The 17,575-nt window shown below is 57.2% G+C and carries 16 protein-coding genes; 5 read left to right on the forward strand and 11 right to left on the reverse strand.

Annotated features, from left to right (window positions below; all coding sequences use genetic code 11):
* Positions 1 to 345: 345 nt before the first annotated feature.
* From ACEW8G_RS05850 to ACEW8G_RS05870, 5 genes are all read right to left on the reverse strand, one after another.
* The gene (locus ACEW8G_RS05850; protein ID WP_373487504.1) at positions 346 to 1,170 is read right to left on the reverse strand and encodes a ParA family protein; all 825 of its coding nucleotides are present in this window, start codon (positions 1,168 to 1,170) and stop codon (positions 346 to 348) included.
* Between the two features lie 268 nt (positions 1,171 to 1,438).
* Positions 1,439 to 2,668 carry a PepSY-associated TM helix domain-containing protein gene (locus tag ACEW8G_RS05855; protein WP_373487505.1) on the reverse strand — a complete coding sequence of 410 codons (1,230 nt, stop codon included), beginning with the start codon at positions 2,666 to 2,668 and terminating at the stop codon, positions 1,439 to 1,441.
* Positions 2,655 to 4,778, reverse strand: coding sequence for a TonB-dependent receptor (locus tag ACEW8G_RS05860; RefSeq protein ID WP_373487506.1), 2,124 nt, complete (start codon positions 4,776 to 4,778; stop codon positions 2,655 to 2,657). Before ACEW8G_RS05860 ends, ACEW8G_RS05855 begins: the two co-directional genes overlap by 14 nt.
* Before the next feature lie 856 nt (positions 4,779 to 5,634).
* Positions 5,635 to 8,622, reverse strand: a complete 2,988-nt coding sequence (locus ACEW8G_RS05865) for a PAS domain S-box protein (protein WP_373487507.1) — start codon at positions 8,620 to 8,622, stop codon at positions 5,635 to 5,637.
* Positions 8,623 to 8,716: 94 nt separating this feature from the next.
* The gene (locus ACEW8G_RS05870; RefSeq protein ID WP_373487508.1) at positions 8,717 to 9,799 is read right to left on the reverse strand and encodes a sensor histidine kinase; all 1,083 of its coding nucleotides are present in this window, start codon (positions 9,797 to 9,799) and stop codon (positions 8,717 to 8,719) included.
* Between the two features lie 312 nt (positions 9,800 to 10,111).
* On the opposite strand from ACEW8G_RS05870, the gene ACEW8G_RS05875 reads away from it, so the two are divergent.
* Entirely contained in the window at positions 10,112 to 10,885 is a 774-nt protein-coding gene (locus ACEW8G_RS05875) for a hypothetical protein (RefSeq protein WP_373487509.1), read from the forward strand.
* Positions 10,886 to 10,910: 25 nt separating this feature from the next.
* Here ACEW8G_RS05875 and ACEW8G_RS05880 read toward each other — a convergent pair whose 3' ends face one another.
* On the reverse strand, positions 10,911 to 11,297 hold the full coding sequence (locus tag ACEW8G_RS05880; RefSeq protein ID WP_373487510.1) for a hypothetical protein: 387 nt from the start codon (positions 11,295 to 11,297) through the stop codon (positions 10,911 to 10,913).
* Between the two features lie 123 nt (positions 11,298 to 11,420).
* On the opposite strand from ACEW8G_RS05880, the gene ACEW8G_RS05885 reads away from it, so the two are divergent.
* Complete coding sequence (locus ACEW8G_RS05885) at positions 11,421 to 11,573, forward strand: hypothetical protein (RefSeq protein ID WP_373487511.1); 153 nt, start codon at positions 11,421 to 11,423, stop codon at positions 11,571 to 11,573.
* Positions 11,574 to 11,581: 8 nt separating this feature from the next.
* On the opposite strand, the gene ACEW8G_RS05890 is transcribed toward ACEW8G_RS05885, so the two are convergent.
* The 3 genes from ACEW8G_RS05890 to ACEW8G_RS05900 form a co-directional block, all read right to left on the reverse strand.
* A complete protein-coding gene (locus ACEW8G_RS05890) occupies positions 11,582 to 12,472 on the reverse strand; it encodes an SDR family oxidoreductase (protein WP_373487512.1) in 891 nt (296 codons plus the stop codon).
* A 377-nt stretch (positions 12,473 to 12,849) separates the two neighbouring features.
* Positions 12,850 to 13,773, reverse strand: coding sequence for a hypothetical protein (locus tag ACEW8G_RS05895; RefSeq protein ID WP_373487513.1), 924 nt, complete (start codon positions 13,771 to 13,773; stop codon positions 12,850 to 12,852).
* A gap of 98 nt (positions 13,774 to 13,871) precedes the next feature.
* The gene (locus ACEW8G_RS05900; RefSeq protein ID WP_373487514.1) at positions 13,872 to 15,146 is read right to left on the reverse strand and encodes a S8 family serine peptidase; all 1,275 of its coding nucleotides are present in this window, start codon (positions 15,144 to 15,146) and stop codon (positions 13,872 to 13,874) included.
* Positions 15,147 to 15,302: 156 nt separating this feature from the next.
* Between ACEW8G_RS05900 and ACEW8G_RS05905 the strand changes: the two genes are divergently transcribed.
* Both ACEW8G_RS05905 and ACEW8G_RS05910 read left to right on the forward strand, forming a co-directional pair.
* Complete coding sequence (locus tag ACEW8G_RS05905) at positions 15,303 to 15,791, forward strand: RNA polymerase sigma factor (RefSeq protein ID WP_373487515.1); 489 nt, start codon at positions 15,303 to 15,305, stop codon at positions 15,789 to 15,791.
* Positions 15,788 to 16,486 (forward strand): anti-sigma factor, encoded by a 699-nt coding sequence (locus ACEW8G_RS05910; RefSeq protein WP_373487516.1) that lies wholly within the window; start codon positions 15,788 to 15,790, stop codon positions 16,484 to 16,486. Before ACEW8G_RS05905 ends, ACEW8G_RS05910 begins: the two co-directional genes overlap by 4 nt.
* A gap of 164 nt (positions 16,487 to 16,650) precedes the next feature.
* On the opposite strand, the gene ACEW8G_RS05915 is transcribed toward ACEW8G_RS05910, so the two are convergent.
* Entirely contained in the window at positions 16,651 to 17,079 is a 429-nt protein-coding gene (locus ACEW8G_RS05915) for a DUF3299 domain-containing protein (protein WP_373487518.1), read from the reverse strand.
* A 120-nt stretch (positions 17,080 to 17,199) separates the two neighbouring features.
* On the opposite strand from ACEW8G_RS05915, the gene ACEW8G_RS05920 reads away from it, so the two are divergent.
* On the forward strand, positions 17,200 to 17,334 hold the full coding sequence (locus ACEW8G_RS05920) for a hypothetical protein (protein WP_373487517.1): 135 nt from the start codon (positions 17,200 to 17,202) through the stop codon (positions 17,332 to 17,334).
* An 18-nt stretch (positions 17,335 to 17,352) separates the two neighbouring features.
* Here the strand turns inward: ACEW8G_RS05920 and ACEW8G_RS05925 are convergent.
* Positions 17,353 to 17,575 (reverse strand): transposase (locus ACEW8G_RS05925; RefSeq protein ID WP_373486921.1); only part of this gene is annotated, 223 nt, incomplete at its 5' end.

Genomic DNA, 17,575 nt, shown 5'->3' on the forward strand with positions numbered 1-17,575 from the left:
CAAATCCGACGATGTGAAATCGGTCCGAACCCCAATCGCTGCCGCCATTGCAAGCCTCCATATGCCTGCCACAACGAATCATAATTTCAGCCGGTTGGGAATCCCTCGCGTGAGTCAGCCTCAGCGCGCCTTGGTATAAGCGGCATAACCCCTTCACAAGGCAATCCAGCAGTCCGAAGCGGATGGTCCTTTGCGGATGGGACCGCGCGCGGGCCCTGGCTGGGGCGCTTTGGGGTGGGGAGCCATCGCAGCAAATGCGGTCGGTTCGGCAAGAGCACTGCCAACTGGCTTTGAAGCTGAGGTTGACCATCAATCAGCGTCTCGTAAGATTGCACCAACATCTCGCTAGCGTATCCGTGCTAGCCCAACAAAAGATCCCAATTGAGAGGTTGTGTCCAACCGCCGCTGACCGGTGTCCATGTTTACCTTACGAGCCAGGCGCATCTGGCGGAGTTTGAGATCTATCCCGGTCCACAGTTTCCTGAACACTTGTGCCGCTGCTGCGTCCGGGGCAATTGCCCCCACTGGCAGAAGGCGACAGGTCATTTGTTCTATTGCGCTCGACATAGGCACCACAGGCCAGTCGGGATGGTCCGAAAGCCCCACTTTGTGCAGCGTGCGCCGTCTGTCAACCATCGAATAAACAGGCAGGAGAGGGGCATGTCTGCCACGCTTTTGTGTGACAAAGGTGCGCACGCGTTCCAGCCCACGAATAGCAAGCGGGGCAGGGATCACAGGCACGATAATCAGATCGGCCACGGGCAGCAGCTTGCGCGCGGTATCGCTGAAACCGGGCGGGCAATCGATGATGATGCGGTCATAGCGTTGCTTGAACGTCAGGAACAACCGGGTAAGGCGCTGCTGCTGCGCCAAATAAACGAAAAGATTGTCGGTGCGCCGCATCTCTTCTTCGGGAACGAGAACATCTAGTCCCACAATCTTGCTTGGCAAAATATGCAAATGTATGTCTGCGGTGCCATGCATGAGTTTCGCAGCATCAAGCCGGGATTGTTTTTCGCTATCGACCAGGATCGCGGAGCTGTCTGCCTGTCCATCTAGATCCCAAAGCAAGGTGCGATTGCCGGCGTTAGCCGATTCCCAGGCGAGATTGACCGCAAACGTCGTTTTTCCAACACCCCCTTTTGGGTTATAAATCGCGATCGACGCCAACAGACCCCCCATTTGACGACTAGAGTTATAAGGTATTAGCGATTGCGCGACAAGTTGTGCAACTGCATCTTTTCACGTGTCCCGATGTAGGACCTCCAGCAACCAGACCGGCATATCCCATGCCCGGGGGCAATTCTGACGCTTGAAACGCGAAAGCCTTCATGATGCGAGCGCTCCGGGGTCATGGTTGGGGCGCTTTGGCGTGAGACCTGCAGTGCGCCATTGCGGCGAAATTCATCAGACCCAAAAGAAGAACGCCGCCGAACGTTCACCAGAAGACAAAGCTGATCGCGGGCACCGCGCCTATCGCAACAACACTCGGCCATTTCCACGCCCCAAGATAGTCCAGAAAGCCGAGGGCACGGGTGTTGCCGACTGCCAGACGAAGACGCTTTGTGTAAATATAGACCCCGCTACCCGCCATCCCGACGAGGGCGAGTCCAAAAACGAACCAGATCAGCTTGGTGACAAGCCCCCCGAACGTACCGAAATGCAAAGGGTCAGCGGTATGTACAATGCGCTCACCCACGCCAGTCCTATGCGCGATACGGCTGCCGACCACGGAGTCTGTCGCGGGATTTATGAAAACCGCATTGGCCCGTTCTCGCACCAGCCAGGCTCGCCACTGGCCCTGAACGACCGCCGGATCACCAATTTCATAGGGCAAGTGGACAGCCGTGATGGCCAAGCCGGGCATTTTTCTGCGCGCTATCTCGGTCCAGCGCCGCACTTTTTCGCCCGAGATTTGTGTCACTGCGCGCTCTGTTTTTGCCACAGGCGGGGACGTGTTCCAGTCAACGCCAGCATGCTCGGCAAAGTACCAGATGGATGTGATGCCCATGACGGCTACAAACCAGAGTGACCACAGGCCGACAAGACGATGGATGTCACCCATTACGGTGCGTAAGTCCCTATGCCATCGCGGCATCCGGAAAAAACCTCGCCAGAATTTCTTGTAGCTGATCAACCCGGTTACAAGCGACAGGATCAGGACGAACCCCAGCGAGGTGACGATATATATCGGGATATGGCCGGGCGCGAACAGGTAATAATGTAGCGCACGCGTCGCGTCCTGAAAGCTTCGGCCGTATTCATGACCTTTGACTCTGGACGTGCCCGGATCAACATAGATGGTGAAGTCTACGCCCTTGGCATCGGTCGCAGACACTGCCTTGGCAAAATAAGGCGCATCATTGCGCTCATACGAGCCGATACCGTTCAACCGCGCATCATGGTAGGCGATTTGGGCCGCATCCCACATCCGCCCCCAGTCTGCCTCTCCACTGAGACTGGAGGCGCGGACCTCGGGCTTGTAAAGCCATTCGATCTCGTGCGCGACCGTGGCGATGGTGCCTGTGAGACACACAAAGCCCAGAAACAGGCTGAGTTTTAGGCCGATGATCGAATGCAGCCAGTAGGACAGCGGCACCGCCTTGCGGCGTGCCTCCTTGCCTGTGGCCGCCCCGCCTGTGGCAACGTCGTTGTTAGAAACGGCCACTGACACCCAGGGTCACCCTCCGCCCCGGCGCTTCCATAAAGGTGAATCCGCCTTGGCCTTGCACCTGGTTGGCAACGCTGACGTACCGCTTATCGAACAGATTGTCGGCAGCGATATAGAACTCTGCTGACCCGAGACGGTAGCTGACGCTGCCGCTGGCGAGGGTTACGGCGTCGGTATCGATAAAGCCGATGGCCTGCTCGGTCGGAGAAAAGAACGATGAAGCACCATAATGCGTCATCTGGAAATTGACCTTTACAGGGTCGACCGGACTCCACTCGGCCCGTCCCGTTACGCGCAGAGGAACGGCGACGTCCGTGCCATAAGCAATAAAGCGGCCCAGATCCTCATTGAAAACCCGCCCGCGCTGCACGGTAAACACGCCGGAGAGCGTGAAATTCTCAGTCGCGCGCCAGCTGGCATTTGCTTCAAAGCCGCGAAAGCGTTCGGGCACACGCAGCGGGATCAATGGGCAGAAGATTTCGCCGGCGCAGCTCGGATCGGGCTGAATTTGCGAGGATGACGCCGACCGCGAATGGTAAAGTGCCATGCCGAAATTGACTGGATCGACATCACCTCTGATACCGATCTCATATTGATCAGAGCTTGCCGGTTCCACCGAGATCAAGGACGGATCAAGTGCGCCGCGTGCGGCCCGTCCAAGTTGTGTCAGCTCGGCGCCCTGGCTGAAGCTGGCATACAGCTGGATAGCATCGGCCACTGCATACACAGCCCCAGCGTTCCACAGGTTCAGGCTAGATTTGCCAAATGCTCCAGGTGTGGCTGCGCGTGGCAGGGCAGGGTCGAAGCCCTCCTCTTCGATTGCGCCTCGATACCATTCTCGGCGCACGCCTCCGGTCAAGGTCAGGCGTCCCAGGCCCAGCTCGACCTGAACGAACGGGGCATAGGTGTTGAGGTAGAAGGCGGGAGTGACATAGCCGGTAACACGTTCCCCATCGGCTGGATCGACGTTGAATCGCAGAAAGTCGTTGCGAGTGAAGTCGAAGCCATAGGTTGTCTTGAAGCTGCCTGATCCCAACAGATAGGATCTGGTCAGCGCCGACCGAAAACCAAAACGGCTGTTTTCTCGGTTCGAAGCGAAAAAGTCGTTGCCGAAATCCGCCGAGAAAAAGTTATCGCGCTGCTTGATTGACTGATCCTGGTAAAACAGGCTGAAGGTGACATCATGAGCGAGCAGCGCGGGGTGGTGATAACTCAATGCCATAGTGACGTTACGGTCGCGGCCCTGTCCAACTTGCGGGTGCGGCGCCACTTCGACGATACGAGATAGGCCGGTGACCGGGTCGATGGTGCCGTCGGGAAAAAATTGCGGGCCGACATCTTCATTGTGGAACGTGCCGGTGAAGCGCAGGTCTTGCCCTGCTCCAAGGTCAAGCCCGAACGATGTCAGCACATCAATCGCCTCAAAGTCAGCAGACAGCACCGGCAAACCTGAAGCGCTGCGGACCCTGCCGCCATCGGTATAGGCAGCGCCGACGTAATAATCGAATGCCCCGACCTTTTGCCCGACGCCAGCATATAGATCGGTCGTAAACGTGTTGCGTGACTCTTGCGTGTTGAAGCTGGTCTGAAGAGTTGCATCAATCTCCAGCGCCTCGCTCTTGGCACGGCGTGTGATCAAATTGATAATCCCGCCAGGGGCTCCCGATCCGTAAAGAGCGGTGCCACCGCGCACCACCTCAACCCGCTCGACCGAAAAAGGCGAAATAGTAAATGGTCCGGTGCATGAGCCTGGACGCAAGTCCTCATTTACAGGTACGCCGTTAATCTGAAACGATGCTGCTCGGCCACGGATAGCGCTGCTGCAGCTGCCACGCACTTCGCTATCCTGGACACTCAGGCCCGGCACAATGAATTCCAGCCCAGAGAGGATATTGCGGTTCTGACGAAGTTGTGCGTTGACCGCCTCTTCGTCAACGACCGATACTGAGATGGGGAGTTGCTCGATCGCCGACCCCGAGCGAGTTGCTGTTACGACGATTTCCGTCTGATCGGTCGGTTGGACGATTCTCTGCGCGTCTGTGGCATCGTCCTGACTTTGCGCCATTATTGTTGCGGCGATTAGACTGATAGTTGCTGTTGAATGCATCTGCGCTCCCTTTCGGGAACGCGATAAAGGTTTTGAGACGCATTCTCAATAGCAAAAAGTCGGCGCTAACGTGCAACGCGCCCAGATGCAGAATATGTGACGCGCTATCCGCTAAACTGCCGTGCCGCTAACAAGGCAAGTTTGCGGTGACTGATAAAAACGCGCTGGCCCGCGATCCTATCTGGATCAGTTCACCGGTGCCGAGGCAGACCCGTCAATACGTTAACGCCCGATTCCGGGTCACATATCCGTGTGAGCCCTGGCGCATCGGAATCAGATTTTGGCCCCAACTTGTTGTTCAGCCCGGACAATCAAACTGCGATCGATCGTGACCTGAGTCCTGACGTTGGTTCACGTTTGAGCGGAGTTTGTCCCCGCTGGACCCAACAACCGAACGGGAAATTCATCAACGATCATGCGAACCAGAACGCTACAACTGTAACGCCAAAGGTCGTTAAAGCTAATGTGGCCACGAGCATGGATACAAGTTCGCGTCGTTCGCCAATCTCGCCGCCCCGCGCATTCAGCGCTGCAATGGAATCTGCGGCTTCCAGGTCCTTTGGAATTTCAAGCTGAGGCTCGGTGTCGACTACGCCATCAACTTTGCTGAAGCACAATCGCTCGCAGTCAGGCTGATCGTGGAACCGTAACGGTAAGATCCACAGTCGATAACAGGAAGAATGCTCGGCAAACCCGGACAACACACGGGGCGGCTATCTTGTCACCGGCGCGCATCGCGCCAGAGTGACGTGCGCGGCGGACTGACGGATATCGCGCTTTGGAAACTGGGACGCAACGTGATTGCAGGGGCATATACCGTGCAGTATATGCCCCCCTGAACTTGGGCATGCGGTATTCAATGCTGAGTACGAACCTCAGTGCCAAAGTTTGGCCCATTCGGCTTCGTTTTTCTGGCATTCAAGCTATGCCGCACCCGCTGGGCCAATGCATTGCGGGAGTATGGCTTACTGAGAAGATCGATCCCACTATCCAGCCGACCGCCATGGATGATCCCGGTTTCAGTATATCCGGACGTAAACAATATGGAGATGTCAGGCAGGATTTCAGCTGCGCGTTTCGCTAAATCGCGGCTGCGCACCTTTCCCGGCATGATGACATCGGTGAACAAAAGGTCTACTGCAGCGCCGCTTTCGAGGATCGCGAGTCCAGCTTCGGCGTCGCGTGCAAGAAGCACCCGATAGCCCAGTTCGCGCAAAAGACCGTTGACGGTCGCGCGAACGGCGTCATCATCCTCGACCACCAGGACAGTCTCCTCTCCGCCAACGACGTCTTCTGTCAGGGGACCCATCATTTCAGCCGGCTGAAGATGCGATCTGGGCAAATAGAGCGTGAAGGTTGTGCCGACGCCTTCTTCACTGTGGACCGTAACGTGTCCGTTCGATTGCTTCATCAGCCCGTAGACCATGCTGAGGCCCAGACCCGTTCCTTGGCCAAGCTCCTTGGTCGTGAAGAACGGTTCGAAAATTCTCTCCCGCACCTCCGGAGACATGCCGCAGCCGGTATCGGAGACCGTCAGCATCACATAATCCCCTGCGGCAAGCTCGTTCGATGCGTTCTCATCGAACGTTGCGTTCTCAAGCGCGATCACCAGTTCACCACCATCCACCATCGCGTCACGCGCGTTGATTGCGAGGTTAAGAACTGCATTTTCGAATTGCGCCGCATCAACAAAGCAATCCCAGATGCCGTCAGGGCAGAACACTTGAAGATCGATTTGTCCACTGAGCAGGCGGCGCAGCATCTCCTCCAGCCCTGTCAACAATAACGTGAGGTTACATGGCCGAGGATTGAGTGGCTGTTTGCGACTGAACGCGAGTAGCTGCTGTGCCAGCTTTGCGCCTCGCTCGGTGGCCGTCATCGCCAGTTCGATCCGCTGCGATGCGCGGAGGTTACCTGCCACATCACGCGCAATCAATTCAAGATTTCCGCCAACGACCTGAAGCAAATTGTTGAAATCGTGGGCAACTCCGCCAGTCAGCTTTCCAATCGCTTCCATTTTCTGAGCATGGCGCAATTTTGCTTCTGCATCATCGCGCTCAGCCAACGCTTGTTCAATCCGGGCTTCGAGTTCCGTATTAAAATGATCACGGGCACGTTTCGCCTCTATCTCCTCAGCTATGTTCCGGGCCTCGATGACGGTTCCCACCGTCATGGCGGAGGCGTCTCTTATCGGGCTTGCAGAATAGAAAACGGGATAGAAGCTGCCATCTTTATGAATGAATATTTCCTGGCCCTGAACATTATCCCCAGTTGGGAAGGCCCGATCGATCGAGCACTCATGTATCGGGAACGGCTTGCCATCAGGATAGGTGTGATGGATGACATCGTGGAGTAGCCGGCCCTGGGTCTCGGCCAAGCTGAAACCTGTGAGTTGCTCGGCGGCGTCATTCATGTAAACGCATTCCTGACGTTCATTCATCAAGAACATTGCCATGGTCGTATTGCTCAGAACTGAGTTGAGCCTTTCCGTCGTGTCACGCAACTCGCAAAGCGTCGCATCACGCTCGGTTGTATCCTCAATCGCTGCAAAAAATACTGGGCGCTCGCGGTCACGTAGAAGCTGCAGCCTCACCGTGACATTATAGTCGCTGCCGTCCTTGCGGCGATGAATTGTCCCGAAGGTCAAGATAGTCTGGCTACCGTGGCGCAAGGGTGCCACTAAGGACTGGAACTGTTCCGCCGTGAATTGCGGCTTGATGTCTACCGGTGTCAAGTCACGCAGCTCGTCCATTGTATAGCCGAGATTCTCCCTGGCGCCTCGATTGACGAGAATGAACCTGAACGTTTCTGCGTCGAAAACGAACACCTCACTGGCCGCATCCTCCACGATCCTGCCAAGCCGCTCGGCACTCGATCCAAACTGCAGTCGCTCAAGCTCTGCACCTGCCCGGCCCGCAAACAGTTCCAGCGTTAATGCAGACCCTTCGCTGTCCTGGATTGGCTGGTCATTCAGCACAGCGAGCAAGCCGATCAGTTGACCATCGCTCGCATGCAGTGGCGCGCCTATATAGCTTTCCGCCCCCATCTGGACGAGAAGCCGATCATCCGGGAACAACGCCTGAATATCACTGGGGTAGACGCAGACCTGGTCCTGGACGACATTTCCGCAGGGGGTGCCTGCCAATTCATAGCTGAAATTGGGTTGGCGGCTCCCGTCGGCCCAAAAAGCGTAGGTGTGCGCGCAGCGGATGGAGCCTGGGTCAATCTGGCATAGCATGACCCAGCGCACGCCGAGCGCCTCGGCGAGAACCGCCACGGCTTCCTCAACAAAGTCACGGCCGACCATCCGTGAACAGTCCACCATCAGCTTTTGCAGCTGGTGCTTGCGTTCGCGCTGGGTTGCATTGATGACGGTGACCCAGCGCATGGTGATGTCCTGAAACTCTTGATCAGGCGTCGAAATCCGAAGTTCGGCATCAAATGTCGTGCCAGATGCAGTTACGGCCTGCGCCACAACAGAGACAATAGTGCCCGAAGCGACTGGACATGCGCGTGTGGCAGCTTGTAAATCCCGATCAATTGAGGGGATCAGACGATCAAATGGCAGGTTCAAAACATCGTTTCGGCAATAGCCGAAGAGCGCTGCAGCGGCAGCGTTGCAATGCCGGACATACCCTGTTGTGCTGACGCCTATAATTGCATCCCTGCAATTATCGAGCGCAGTGGGTGACAATCGTTCCAGCTGAAGATGACGATCGCTCATTGTTCCCGTTTTGAGACTGACCAACGTTGGATTCATTTGATTTGCTTTGCATCGATTAAAGAGGGCGCTTCCGTTGCGGATCTCCCACGATAATGGAGAATCTTGTTCAATCTTTGGCATTCACGTACCGCTAACCTGTATCACGCGAGTGCTAGAACAGGCTTACGTGACAAACGCAGCTAGGTTCCCTTTTACCGATGACGTTAAGCAGGCGTTAACCAGCCAGCTTGTCCTGGCGGACCTTGACAGTGACCACCAGACCGGATTCTTGCCAATCGTAATGCAAATCCCCGCCAAGCTGGTTGGTGACACTGCGCCGAACGAGCCTGCTGCCAAAACCGGTCAGCTCGGGACGATTAGACACCGGGGGGCCCCCGGTTTCGGCCCAGATCAATTCCAGAAACTCGTCATCTTGCTTGCTCGATATGTCGAGGAAGCCCGTCTCACACGATAACGCGCCATATTTCACTGAATTGGTTGCCAGCTCGTGCACAACCATCGCGAAACTGGTTGCAGTCCGCTCTCCGACACCCATTCGCGGCACCGACACACGAATGCGGCCAGAAAATGCAGAGGTTGAATCATAGGGTGCCAGCAGAACGGACAGCAGGTCACCCAGCAGCGCAGCCTTGCCCTGCTGCCCGGGTAATGGTCGGACAATGTCATGTGCGCGACCCAGGGAGGTGAGCCGTTGCGTCAGTTCGCCTGCCATTTCCGCGACTGACGATGCGCTGCGCGCAGTAATCTCGGTTAATCCGGTGGCGATGGACAGCAGATTTTTAACCCGGTGGCTCATTTCGCCCGCAAGAAGTTCGCTGCCTTCTTCAGCCTGCTTACGACCCGTCACGTCAAGAAAAATACCAAACATGACGCGGTCCACGATTCCTGCATCGGCACCACGGCCACGTGCCGAGATCCAGCGAATTTCCTCTTTGTCGATGATCCGAAAGTCGATTTCATAAAGTCCGCTGACTGAGCGTGTTGCCGTGAAAGCTGCTCTCACGCGGTCACGATCAGCCGGATGGATATGCACCGACAGCTCTTCAAAACACACAGAAGGCGCCCACGTCATACCCCAAAGCTGGAAACCGATCCGGTCCATGTTGAAGCGATCACTGTCGACATTCCACGACCATAAAGCCACACACGCAGCCTCGATGGCCAAGCGGAGGTGCTCTTCTCGCCATACGTCGATTTCCTGATGTTTTGTGGCCACTCGCTCATCCCCAACTTGATGCAAATAACCGCACGGGCATGCCGTCGGTGCCTGGCCGTTGTCAACGGCGAGAATTATCATGTGTTTATTACGAATAAAAATTTATGATGCTGGCTGATACGGGTTGATTTGAGCCGTGCGATTTCTCCCAGAGGCGCAACAGATGAGCGGGAACGAACTGGGCCCAGCACCAGTGTATCGAGCCGATGGATGACTGTTGCGGCGATGCTGATCGCGTACATAAAGGTTCAGGCGCAGCGTTCGATGCGGGTGTGGATGCGGCGCTGGCAGGCCAGCCAGCTATCAAAGTGACAAGATTGCTGATATCATGATTACGCGCATTTCGATGTGCGAAACGAATACTTATCATTTGCGACTCTGGGGGGGCATCAAATGGCAAGCATAATTGTAAATCCGCAGAGGACGATGCGAAGCGACGAAAGCTTCTTTTTGCGGGCAGCGATCGCAATGGCATTGGTGATCGCTGCGGGATTTTCGTTACAGTTGGCGGCGGGACGCTCAAGCTTTTCCGCACCGTTGCTGGTTCATGCACATGCCATCGTGTTTATGGGCTGGATGGTGATTTTCTTGCTACAGAACGTTTTCGCGATCACCGCAAACGCCGCAATGCATCGCCGTCTTGGCTGGATCGCTACTGGCTGGGTTGTTGCAATGGTGGCCCTGGGAGGAATGGTCACGACAGCAATAGCGCGTCGCGGCGAGGTTGTGTTTTTCTTTCAACCCCAGCATTTCATCGTCTTCGGTTTCGTAGGACTTTTGTTCTTTGCCGGCCTGACAATCGCGGCGATCGCAATGCGGCGCCGCACCGACTGGCACAGGCGTTTGCATTTGTGCGCGACATCGATGCTGCTCTCGCCCGGCATCGGTCGACTGCTTCCAATGCCGCTCCTCCAGCCATGGGCCTTCGAGGCCACCTTTGCAGCAGCGTTAATATTCCCGGCGATAGGCGTCATGTCTGATATCCGGCGGAATGGTCACGCTCATCCAGCCTGGCGCTGGGGAATCGGCTCAATGATTGTATCGCTGCTGCTGATAGAGGCCATATCCTTCGGCCCAATGGGTGGTGCAATCTACACTATGGTGACCGCCGGATCACCAGGGGCAGAAGTGCCAGCGCTTGAATTCGCACCGTCACCATTCAGTTAGCGGTTAAGATTGACGATACCGGCAACTATTCGATTCCCGGTGCGACCAAGCCCATGGCTTGCAACAATGCGGCTTGCGCAAGCATTGTGATCAGCCAGTAGCCACACGCGCTGGCGATCACGCTGATCCTCTCGCCACGAACGCTCAGCGTAACGACCAGCACCGGCAACACAAAGCCAATCCAGATGATGAAGGCGCTGCCAATCGCCATCGTCCACGGTTCAGCCTCGGACGGCGCCAGGATCAATGCGCCAGCCAGTATGGCCGTCAACCAGAACGTGGCAGGAATGGCCGCGAGCACGACGCGTTTTGAAATCTTGACCTTGCCTGATTTCGTCCAGACGAAGCCGATAACCAGGCCGAGCGCCGTAGCTGCCAGAATTGGGGTCAGGTTGAGCCATATGTAGATCATTCGCTGATTCCCCGTTAATCACCGCTGCGCATCCACTCATAATAAGCATATGGACAGGCGGCGGCGCTCATGTGTTCAGATTTTATGTTTTGAACAAGCGCGCTGAGCCCATTGCCATAATGCATGATCGCATCAATCCTGATCCGCAAAAAAATCTTGCTCCACCCGATTGACGTCGACGGCACGACTGGTGCCGACGCCAACGCAAAATCCGATCATCCACTCGGTGAACTGGGACCCGTCAATCACGATAACGCGTTGCTGCAGCCCGCTTGAACAGTCGATCACCGGTCTGACATTTTGCGGTCAGCCAAATCGCGCAGGCGCATCGGGACGATGCTAAACCGCTCTGTCCATGACATTGACTGGAGATGGAGATCGTCGCGACCCTGGAGTTCGATCGGCAAGCGCAGCAGTCGAGCGACGCCCGAGTGTACCGGATGAATCGCAGAAGCCATTGCTCGCAATGCAATTTTAGGCACGCAAATAACCCGGGCTTTGTATCCAGAAAGACGTTCATATTGAGCGACGATTTCTCGTTCAGTCAGGCTTTCTGGCCCACCAATCTCGATTGTTTCATTGACCAGATCGTTTCTGACACATGCAGCCACCACGACAGTGGCGACGTCTTCGACCGCGATCATGTTGCGGGACAAGCGTCCGTCGCCCAGCAAAACCACTGGCCTCTTTCGTATCACAGCCGACCCGATCAAATCATGGGCATAGAGGTCCATAAACGCGCTCGGCCGCAGGATTACATAGTCCAGACCTGATGCAATCAGGTGCTTTTCAGTTACCGCCTTCGCCCGCCAGAATTCCGCCGGGTGGTCATAGGATGCACCCAGTGCCGACAGATAGACAAACCGCGTGATGCCGCTGGCAGCGGCGGCATCGATCAAAGCGGCGTGACCTTGAACATCCGTTCGTAAAATTGAATGCCGTGATTTGCCGACAAGCCCATGCGCACAGCTTACAATCTTCGTGATCCCAGAGAGGGCTTCGACCATCCCAACGCCGGTAGCAATGTCCATCGCGACGACTTCAGTGCCAAGTTCTGCAAACCTGTGCGACTTGCCGATTGTTCTACAGGCTGCACGAAATGGAATTCCGCCCCGATTGAGCCGCTGCGCTACGGCCTGTCCCAGGCGTCCTGTTGCACCAACCAGCAAAATCATCTGCGGCCCCCTCGCATGTTCTGAATGTCCGCCGTCAGACCCATTTGACACAACGCGCGGCGTGGATGAGCGGCGTGCAAACTTTGTCGTGGGGTTGATACTATGCAGCGAGCTTGTGGTGTTGCAAGCGCCGACGCTCGATGCTCTGACCGAGCGGCAACTTTCTCAAGACGGAACAACCGGTCAGCCATGCAGAAGTCACCCGAAAGCCGCGCCAGTTGCGTTTCATCCCTGGCACGTCCGAGTGGAGGCGCACAACGTTTGGCTAAGGTGTTTGTAGAGGCATCGCGTTACAGCTGCTGGCGAACGCGAAAATTTTGGTTCCCGGTCACCGGGCGAGGACCTTACCTCGCCCGGTTGCATGGCAGTTTAGAACCTTACTGCGCCGATTGATCTGCTTGATCTGCCTGAGGCGCATCCTTCGCGGCCGATTTCAGTTGACCTGACGTCATCCCGGTGACCAAAATTTCGCCATTGCCGCTGAACTGGCTCGCCGGAATGGGCACAACCTTGTTGCCGACGTCAACCAGCACAGTCTCGACCGCGCCGCTCGATGTGGTCCTGACCCCCTGAACAAAGCCCAGAGTGCGACCACGCGCATTGGTAATTGGCATGCCGGGCAACGCGGTCAATCCTCCGTCGCCCGCTCCTGCCAGCGCGCCATTGCCAGCGGCGGACCCGCCAGCGCCATTGGCCGATGCAGCGCCGCTTCCGGCAGCACCTCCACCAGCAGAGCCAGCAAAATTGGCGGCCGATCCAATGCTGTCTGTCGCATGACCCGTAACCCCCCGAACGCGGCCAACCTTTTGCCCCGCCACATCGCGTGCAGTGCCGGCTGAATCGCGCGCACGGCCAATGCCGCCGCGTGCGATCGTCCCGGCCTGATCTGTACCAATCAGGTTTGCGTTGGCACCGCCGCTGGCACCACCTGATCCAGAGCCCGCCGCCGAACTGCCCGCGCTTTGTCCGAGCAGGCCAGTGCTGCCCGTGATGTTGCCGGTACCGCCGGCGTTGCCACCGCCATCGGCGGCAACGCGACCTTGACGGGAATCGACTTGTTTGCGGGCGCGCGCATCTCCGCTGGCGGTTCCGTTGGCTTCAACCGATTTGCGCTTGCGCTCGACGGTCGATCCCAGATCGCGCGCCGGGCGATCGAGGGAGCCACCCAAGGTTCCGCCGATGTTGCCACCAAGGTTGCCACCGAGGCCTCCGCCAAGTCCGCCTCCGCCCAGGAGCTGTGCCTGCGCAGGAACGCATGCCATGACAGCGACTGCGCAACCGATCATCCAAAAATGCTTCATGTCTGTGTCTCCTTCAGGTGCCGGACGTGCTCAAACACGATCCGATACGAAGGCAACGAGCGTGCGACGACAATCCATCCCGCAAGGCTCAAATTTTTTCAGCGCCCGCAGTCCGCGCAAACCAGACCGTGGCCAAACACCGGATCACGGCCCTTTTTGCCAAGATCGCGCGCTTCGGCGATAAGACTGTGTACAGCCGATGCACTCCGGCTTGGTGCTGCGACTGGATAAAGCTGTGCAAGCCGCCCGGCGACCAGCGGCGCTGCAAATGACGTTCCGCGAACGTTTACCTTTTTGCCGCTCTTGACCGATAGAGCAAGATTGCGACCAGGCGCTGCAAAGGCCACATGTTTACCGCGGCCCGCTTCGGGCAACACCCGGCCTGCCTGATCGACCCCGGTGACCGCGAGCACCCCGGACTGTGCCGCCGGATAAGCAGGTGCTGCTGCAGGGCCATCGTTGCCCACCGCTGCGACGATAAGCGCACCTTTTGCCTGCGCCCGCGCGATCGCTGCGCGCACCAGTGCGTTGTTCGGCCCCACCAGGCTGATGTTGATCACCGATGTCTGCTGGCTGATCAGCCACCCCAGTGCGCGTGCGATTGATGATGCAGTACCGCCTGCGGGGTCGTCACCGTACACATCTGCAGCATATAATGAGCTGCCGGGACCAGACACGCTGAGCGCCAGCGAAGCGACTGCTGTGCCATGACCACCGGCTCGGGGTGCGCCGCGCGCAAAGCCCTTCTGCACCACACGCGCGTTGTGCCCCGTCAGCTTGCCGACACCGCTGTCGATCAGGCCAAGGCGGGCGTTGGCCGACGCTGCAGATTGCGCCGAAACAATTGACGGTGTGGATGTCGCGAGGGGCGGAGCCAGACCACTGGCAAAATACAGGTTATCCGCGGAGATGTCTGCGTCGGGCAACAAGTTTGCCAACTTTTTCTGTGCTGCTCGCAGACTTTCGCCTTGTGGCAACGCAAATCGCGTGAACGACAGATCGAGCCCCTCAATCACCTCCTCGTCCAGCACGCGATAGCCGGCAGCCTCGGCTTTGGCGCGATGAGCAGGCGTAACGCCTGTTGCTAACAGTACACCGCGTAGCGCCGGCGCCTTTTGCGCATCGAATTCGACCCGGTCGCGGTTCTGTCGGACTATGCTGGTCAGCCGTTCAATCCGTGCAATCTGCAGTTGTTCGGCAATTTGCGCCGAAGTCAGGCGATCCAAATCGATATCGCGCAACAGTGGACCAGAGATGCTTTCCACCCCAATTCGTGTGTTGGGCAGCGCAGGGATGCCGATTTGCGGTGACGCAGCCACCGGCATGGTGGCGATTGCTGTGCCCAACAGCACCTTGCAAATTCCTGCCATCATCTGTCAATTCCCTCTTCGTGGGTGGTCACCTTGCGGCACTGCACTTTTTTGTGCTTGTGATGGATGAAACGTATGAACTGCCGCGTTTCATCCCCATGAACCAAAAGGCCCTCGCACCGGCAATCGATAAACCAAATGCCCCTTTGGAGCACATCAATGGCGTTTGAGCAGGATCTCGTTGCGCTTTTGCCGCGTCTGCGACGGTTCGCGCGGGGCTTGACTGGGCACCATGCCGATGCGGACGACTTGTGTCAGGCTGCAATAGAGCGAGCGTTAACCGCCCGTCAGCAGTGGCAGGTCGGTACACGACTGGATAGCTGGATGTATCGTATTACCCGTAACCTGTGGATAGATCGGCACCGCGCAGACGCACGGCGCGGATCAATGACCAGTATTGATGATTCTGCCGTGCAGATTGCCGACAACAGCCACCAGCGAATGGAAGCGCAGCTTGATTTCGGCGACGTGGATCGGGCGATGGCAACGTTGCCACCAGAACAGCGTGAGGCTGTCGTGCTGGTGCTGGTCGAGGGCTATAGTTACCGTGAGGCTGCGGACATCGCCTCAGTTCCGGTCGGCACATTGACCTCACGTCTCGGGCGCGGGCGTGAAGCGCTTGCGACCATGCTTGGAGAAGCCGCATGACCTTCGATTACGACATCATCATGGCCTATGTGGATGGCGAGCTTGATCTGGTCACCGCCAAACGTGTTGAGCGTGCGGCCTTAAAAGATAATGCATTGGCCGCCATGATCGCCGAGCAACGGGCATTGAAGGCGAAACTGGCAGCGCATTTTTATCCCGTGCTTGACGAAGCGTTACCCGCGCGGCTTATGCGCCCGCTGGAAAAAATCGACACCCGGCTTGCCTCGCCTGCTCGCAGCTTTCGCTGGTCAACCGTAACCGCAATGGCCGCTAGCCTTGCAATCGGGCTTTTGGTCGGTCCGCAGTTTTTTTCCCCATCAAGCGGCCCGCTCACGGTGCGCAGCGACACGCTCGTTGCTGATGGCACGCTTGCAAACGCGCTGGATACCCAGCTTGCATCAGCGCAACCAGAAAATGCCAAAATCCGCATCGGTCTGACATTTCAGGATAAGGCTGGTGCAGTCTGTCGCAGTTTTGACAGCGCGGCCATCGCTGGGGTGGCATGCCGACAGGAAAATGACTGGATCATTCAGCGAGCGATGGCAGGCTCGCCGCGTCCGGCTTATCGTCAGGCTGCTGCGGACAGCCTGATGGACGACATCGAAGCCATGATGGCTGGCGATATAGTTGACGCTGCCACGGAGCGCGTTTGGCGGGACAATAACTGGGCAGCGCGCGGCGCAGTGCATAATTAATCGGCGACCTTACGCATTGCCCCACCGAGGCTGGAAGCGTGGACATATGGCTAACATGACCGACACCTGACATTTCGCGCTGAACGGCAGCTGCCAGGTCAATGCATCACGCCAACTGACAATGTTTTTGACGGTCGATTTGTCGGTGCGCACCGATGGTGCAGCTACGCCGGACTTGCAGCCTTCATCCTGTAAAAAATCCCGCTTTCATCTTGTCCGGTAAGCTCGAGCACGCCGGTGACGACGATCATTTTGGACTCGTTGGTCGGGAACGGAATGTCGGCGTAGATTTCGATGAATTGGTTGGGGATCGCGTGAAAGTGAAATGGGCATCCGGGCGGGTAGGCAAGCAGCACGAAATGCTTTTGCCGTGCGCCGGTCTCGAGCGGCTTCATCCAGCCTGCGACCTTGATGCGCTTGCCTGCAAGCGACCTGACGGCCGGAGTGAACAGCGGTTTAGAGTACAGATAGCCGTCCTTGTCGGTGCGGGTTTGTTCCTTGGTCGCTTCCAGCACCGCCCACGATACGCCGCCCTTGGGCGTTGTTGCAGGCTTCCAAACATCTTGTACCGGTGCCTTTTTTGCCGCGCGCATCGCGCTCAAAACGCTCACCGGCCTGCCTGGAAAATTGCAGCAGCAGCACCAAAGTGGCAACCGCAATCGCCAGAAGCAGCGCAATCAAAATATAGTCTATCATGACAAGAGAGGGCGTTAATGATGCAGGTTGATAATTGGAAGGAAAGCATGAAACTTCCCGTCACAGTGCTGTCCGTTTTTTTGGGCGGGGGTAAAACCATGCGCTTGTTTGCGGTGGATATTATTGGCAAATATAAGTCATTGGTTGAATGAACTAGGGTCGAGACTCAATCACAGCCAGAACGCGATGGCGGCAGCGAGGCTCACGGCTGACAGGAAGTTGCGCGCGAGCTTGTCGTAGCGGGTAGCCACGCGGCGGAAGTCCTTGAGGCGGCAGAACATGGCCTCGACCCGCCACCGGTCTTTGTAGCGGCGCTCATCATACTGGATGGGGCGCTTGCGATTGCGGCGACCGGGGATCACGGGGATCGTGCCTTGGTCACGCAGCGCGGCC

Origin of the sequence: Blastomonas sp. (assembly GCF_041747255.1) — a bacterium.
GTDB lineage: Bacteria > Pseudomonadota > Alphaproteobacteria > Sphingomonadales > Sphingomonadaceae > Blastomonas.

What these genes read in the sequence shown, in the direction of transcription:
- ACEW8G_RS05860 (WP_373487506.1), bottom strand. Translation starts at nt 4,778, where the DNA reads ATGCATTCAACAGCAACTATCAGTCTAATCGCCGCAACAATAATGGCG.
- ACEW8G_RS05865 (WP_373487507.1), bottom strand. Translation starts at nt 8,622, where the DNA reads ATGCCAAAGATTGAACAAGATTCTCCATTATCGTGGGAGATCCGCAAC.
- ACEW8G_RS05870 (WP_373487508.1), bottom strand. Translation starts at nt 9,799, where the DNA reads ATGATAATTCTCGCCGTTGACAACGGCCAGGCACCGACGGCATGCCCG.
- ACEW8G_RS05875 (WP_373487509.1), top strand. Translation starts at nt 10,112, where the DNA reads ATGGCAAGCATAATTGTAAATCCGCAGAGGACGATGCGAAGCGACGAA.
- ACEW8G_RS05880 (WP_373487510.1), bottom strand. Translation starts at nt 11,297, where the DNA reads ATGATCTACATATGGCTCAACCTGACCCCAATTCTGGCAGCTACGGCG.
- ACEW8G_RS05885 (WP_373487511.1), top strand. Translation starts at nt 11,421, where the DNA reads ATGATCGCATCAATCCTGATCCGCAAAAAAATCTTGCTCCACCCGATT.
- ACEW8G_RS05890 (WP_373487512.1), bottom strand. Translation starts at nt 12,472, where the DNA reads ATGATTTTGCTGGTTGGTGCAACAGGACGCCTGGGACAGGCCGTAGCG.
- ACEW8G_RS05895 (WP_373487513.1), bottom strand. Translation starts at nt 13,773, where the DNA reads ATGAAGCATTTTTGGATGATCGGTTGCGCAGTCGCTGTCATGGCATGC.
- ACEW8G_RS05900 (WP_373487514.1), bottom strand. Translation starts at nt 15,146, where the DNA reads ATGATGGCAGGAATTTGCAAGGTGCTGTTGGGCACAGCAATCGCCACC.
- ACEW8G_RS05905 (WP_373487515.1), top strand. Translation starts at nt 15,303, where the DNA reads ATGGCGTTTGAGCAGGATCTCGTTGCGCTTTTGCCGCGTCTGCGACGG.
- ACEW8G_RS05910 (WP_373487516.1), top strand. Translation starts at nt 15,788, where the DNA reads ATGACCTTCGATTACGACATCATCATGGCCTATGTGGATGGCGAGCTT.
- ACEW8G_RS05915 (WP_373487518.1), bottom strand. Translation starts at nt 17,079, where the DNA reads ATGCGCGCGGCAAAAAAGGCACCGGTACAAGATGTTTGGAAGCCTGCA.
- ACEW8G_RS05920 (WP_373487517.1), top strand. Translation starts at nt 17,200, where the DNA reads ATGATGCAGGTTGATAATTGGAAGGAAAGCATGAAACTTCCCGTCACA.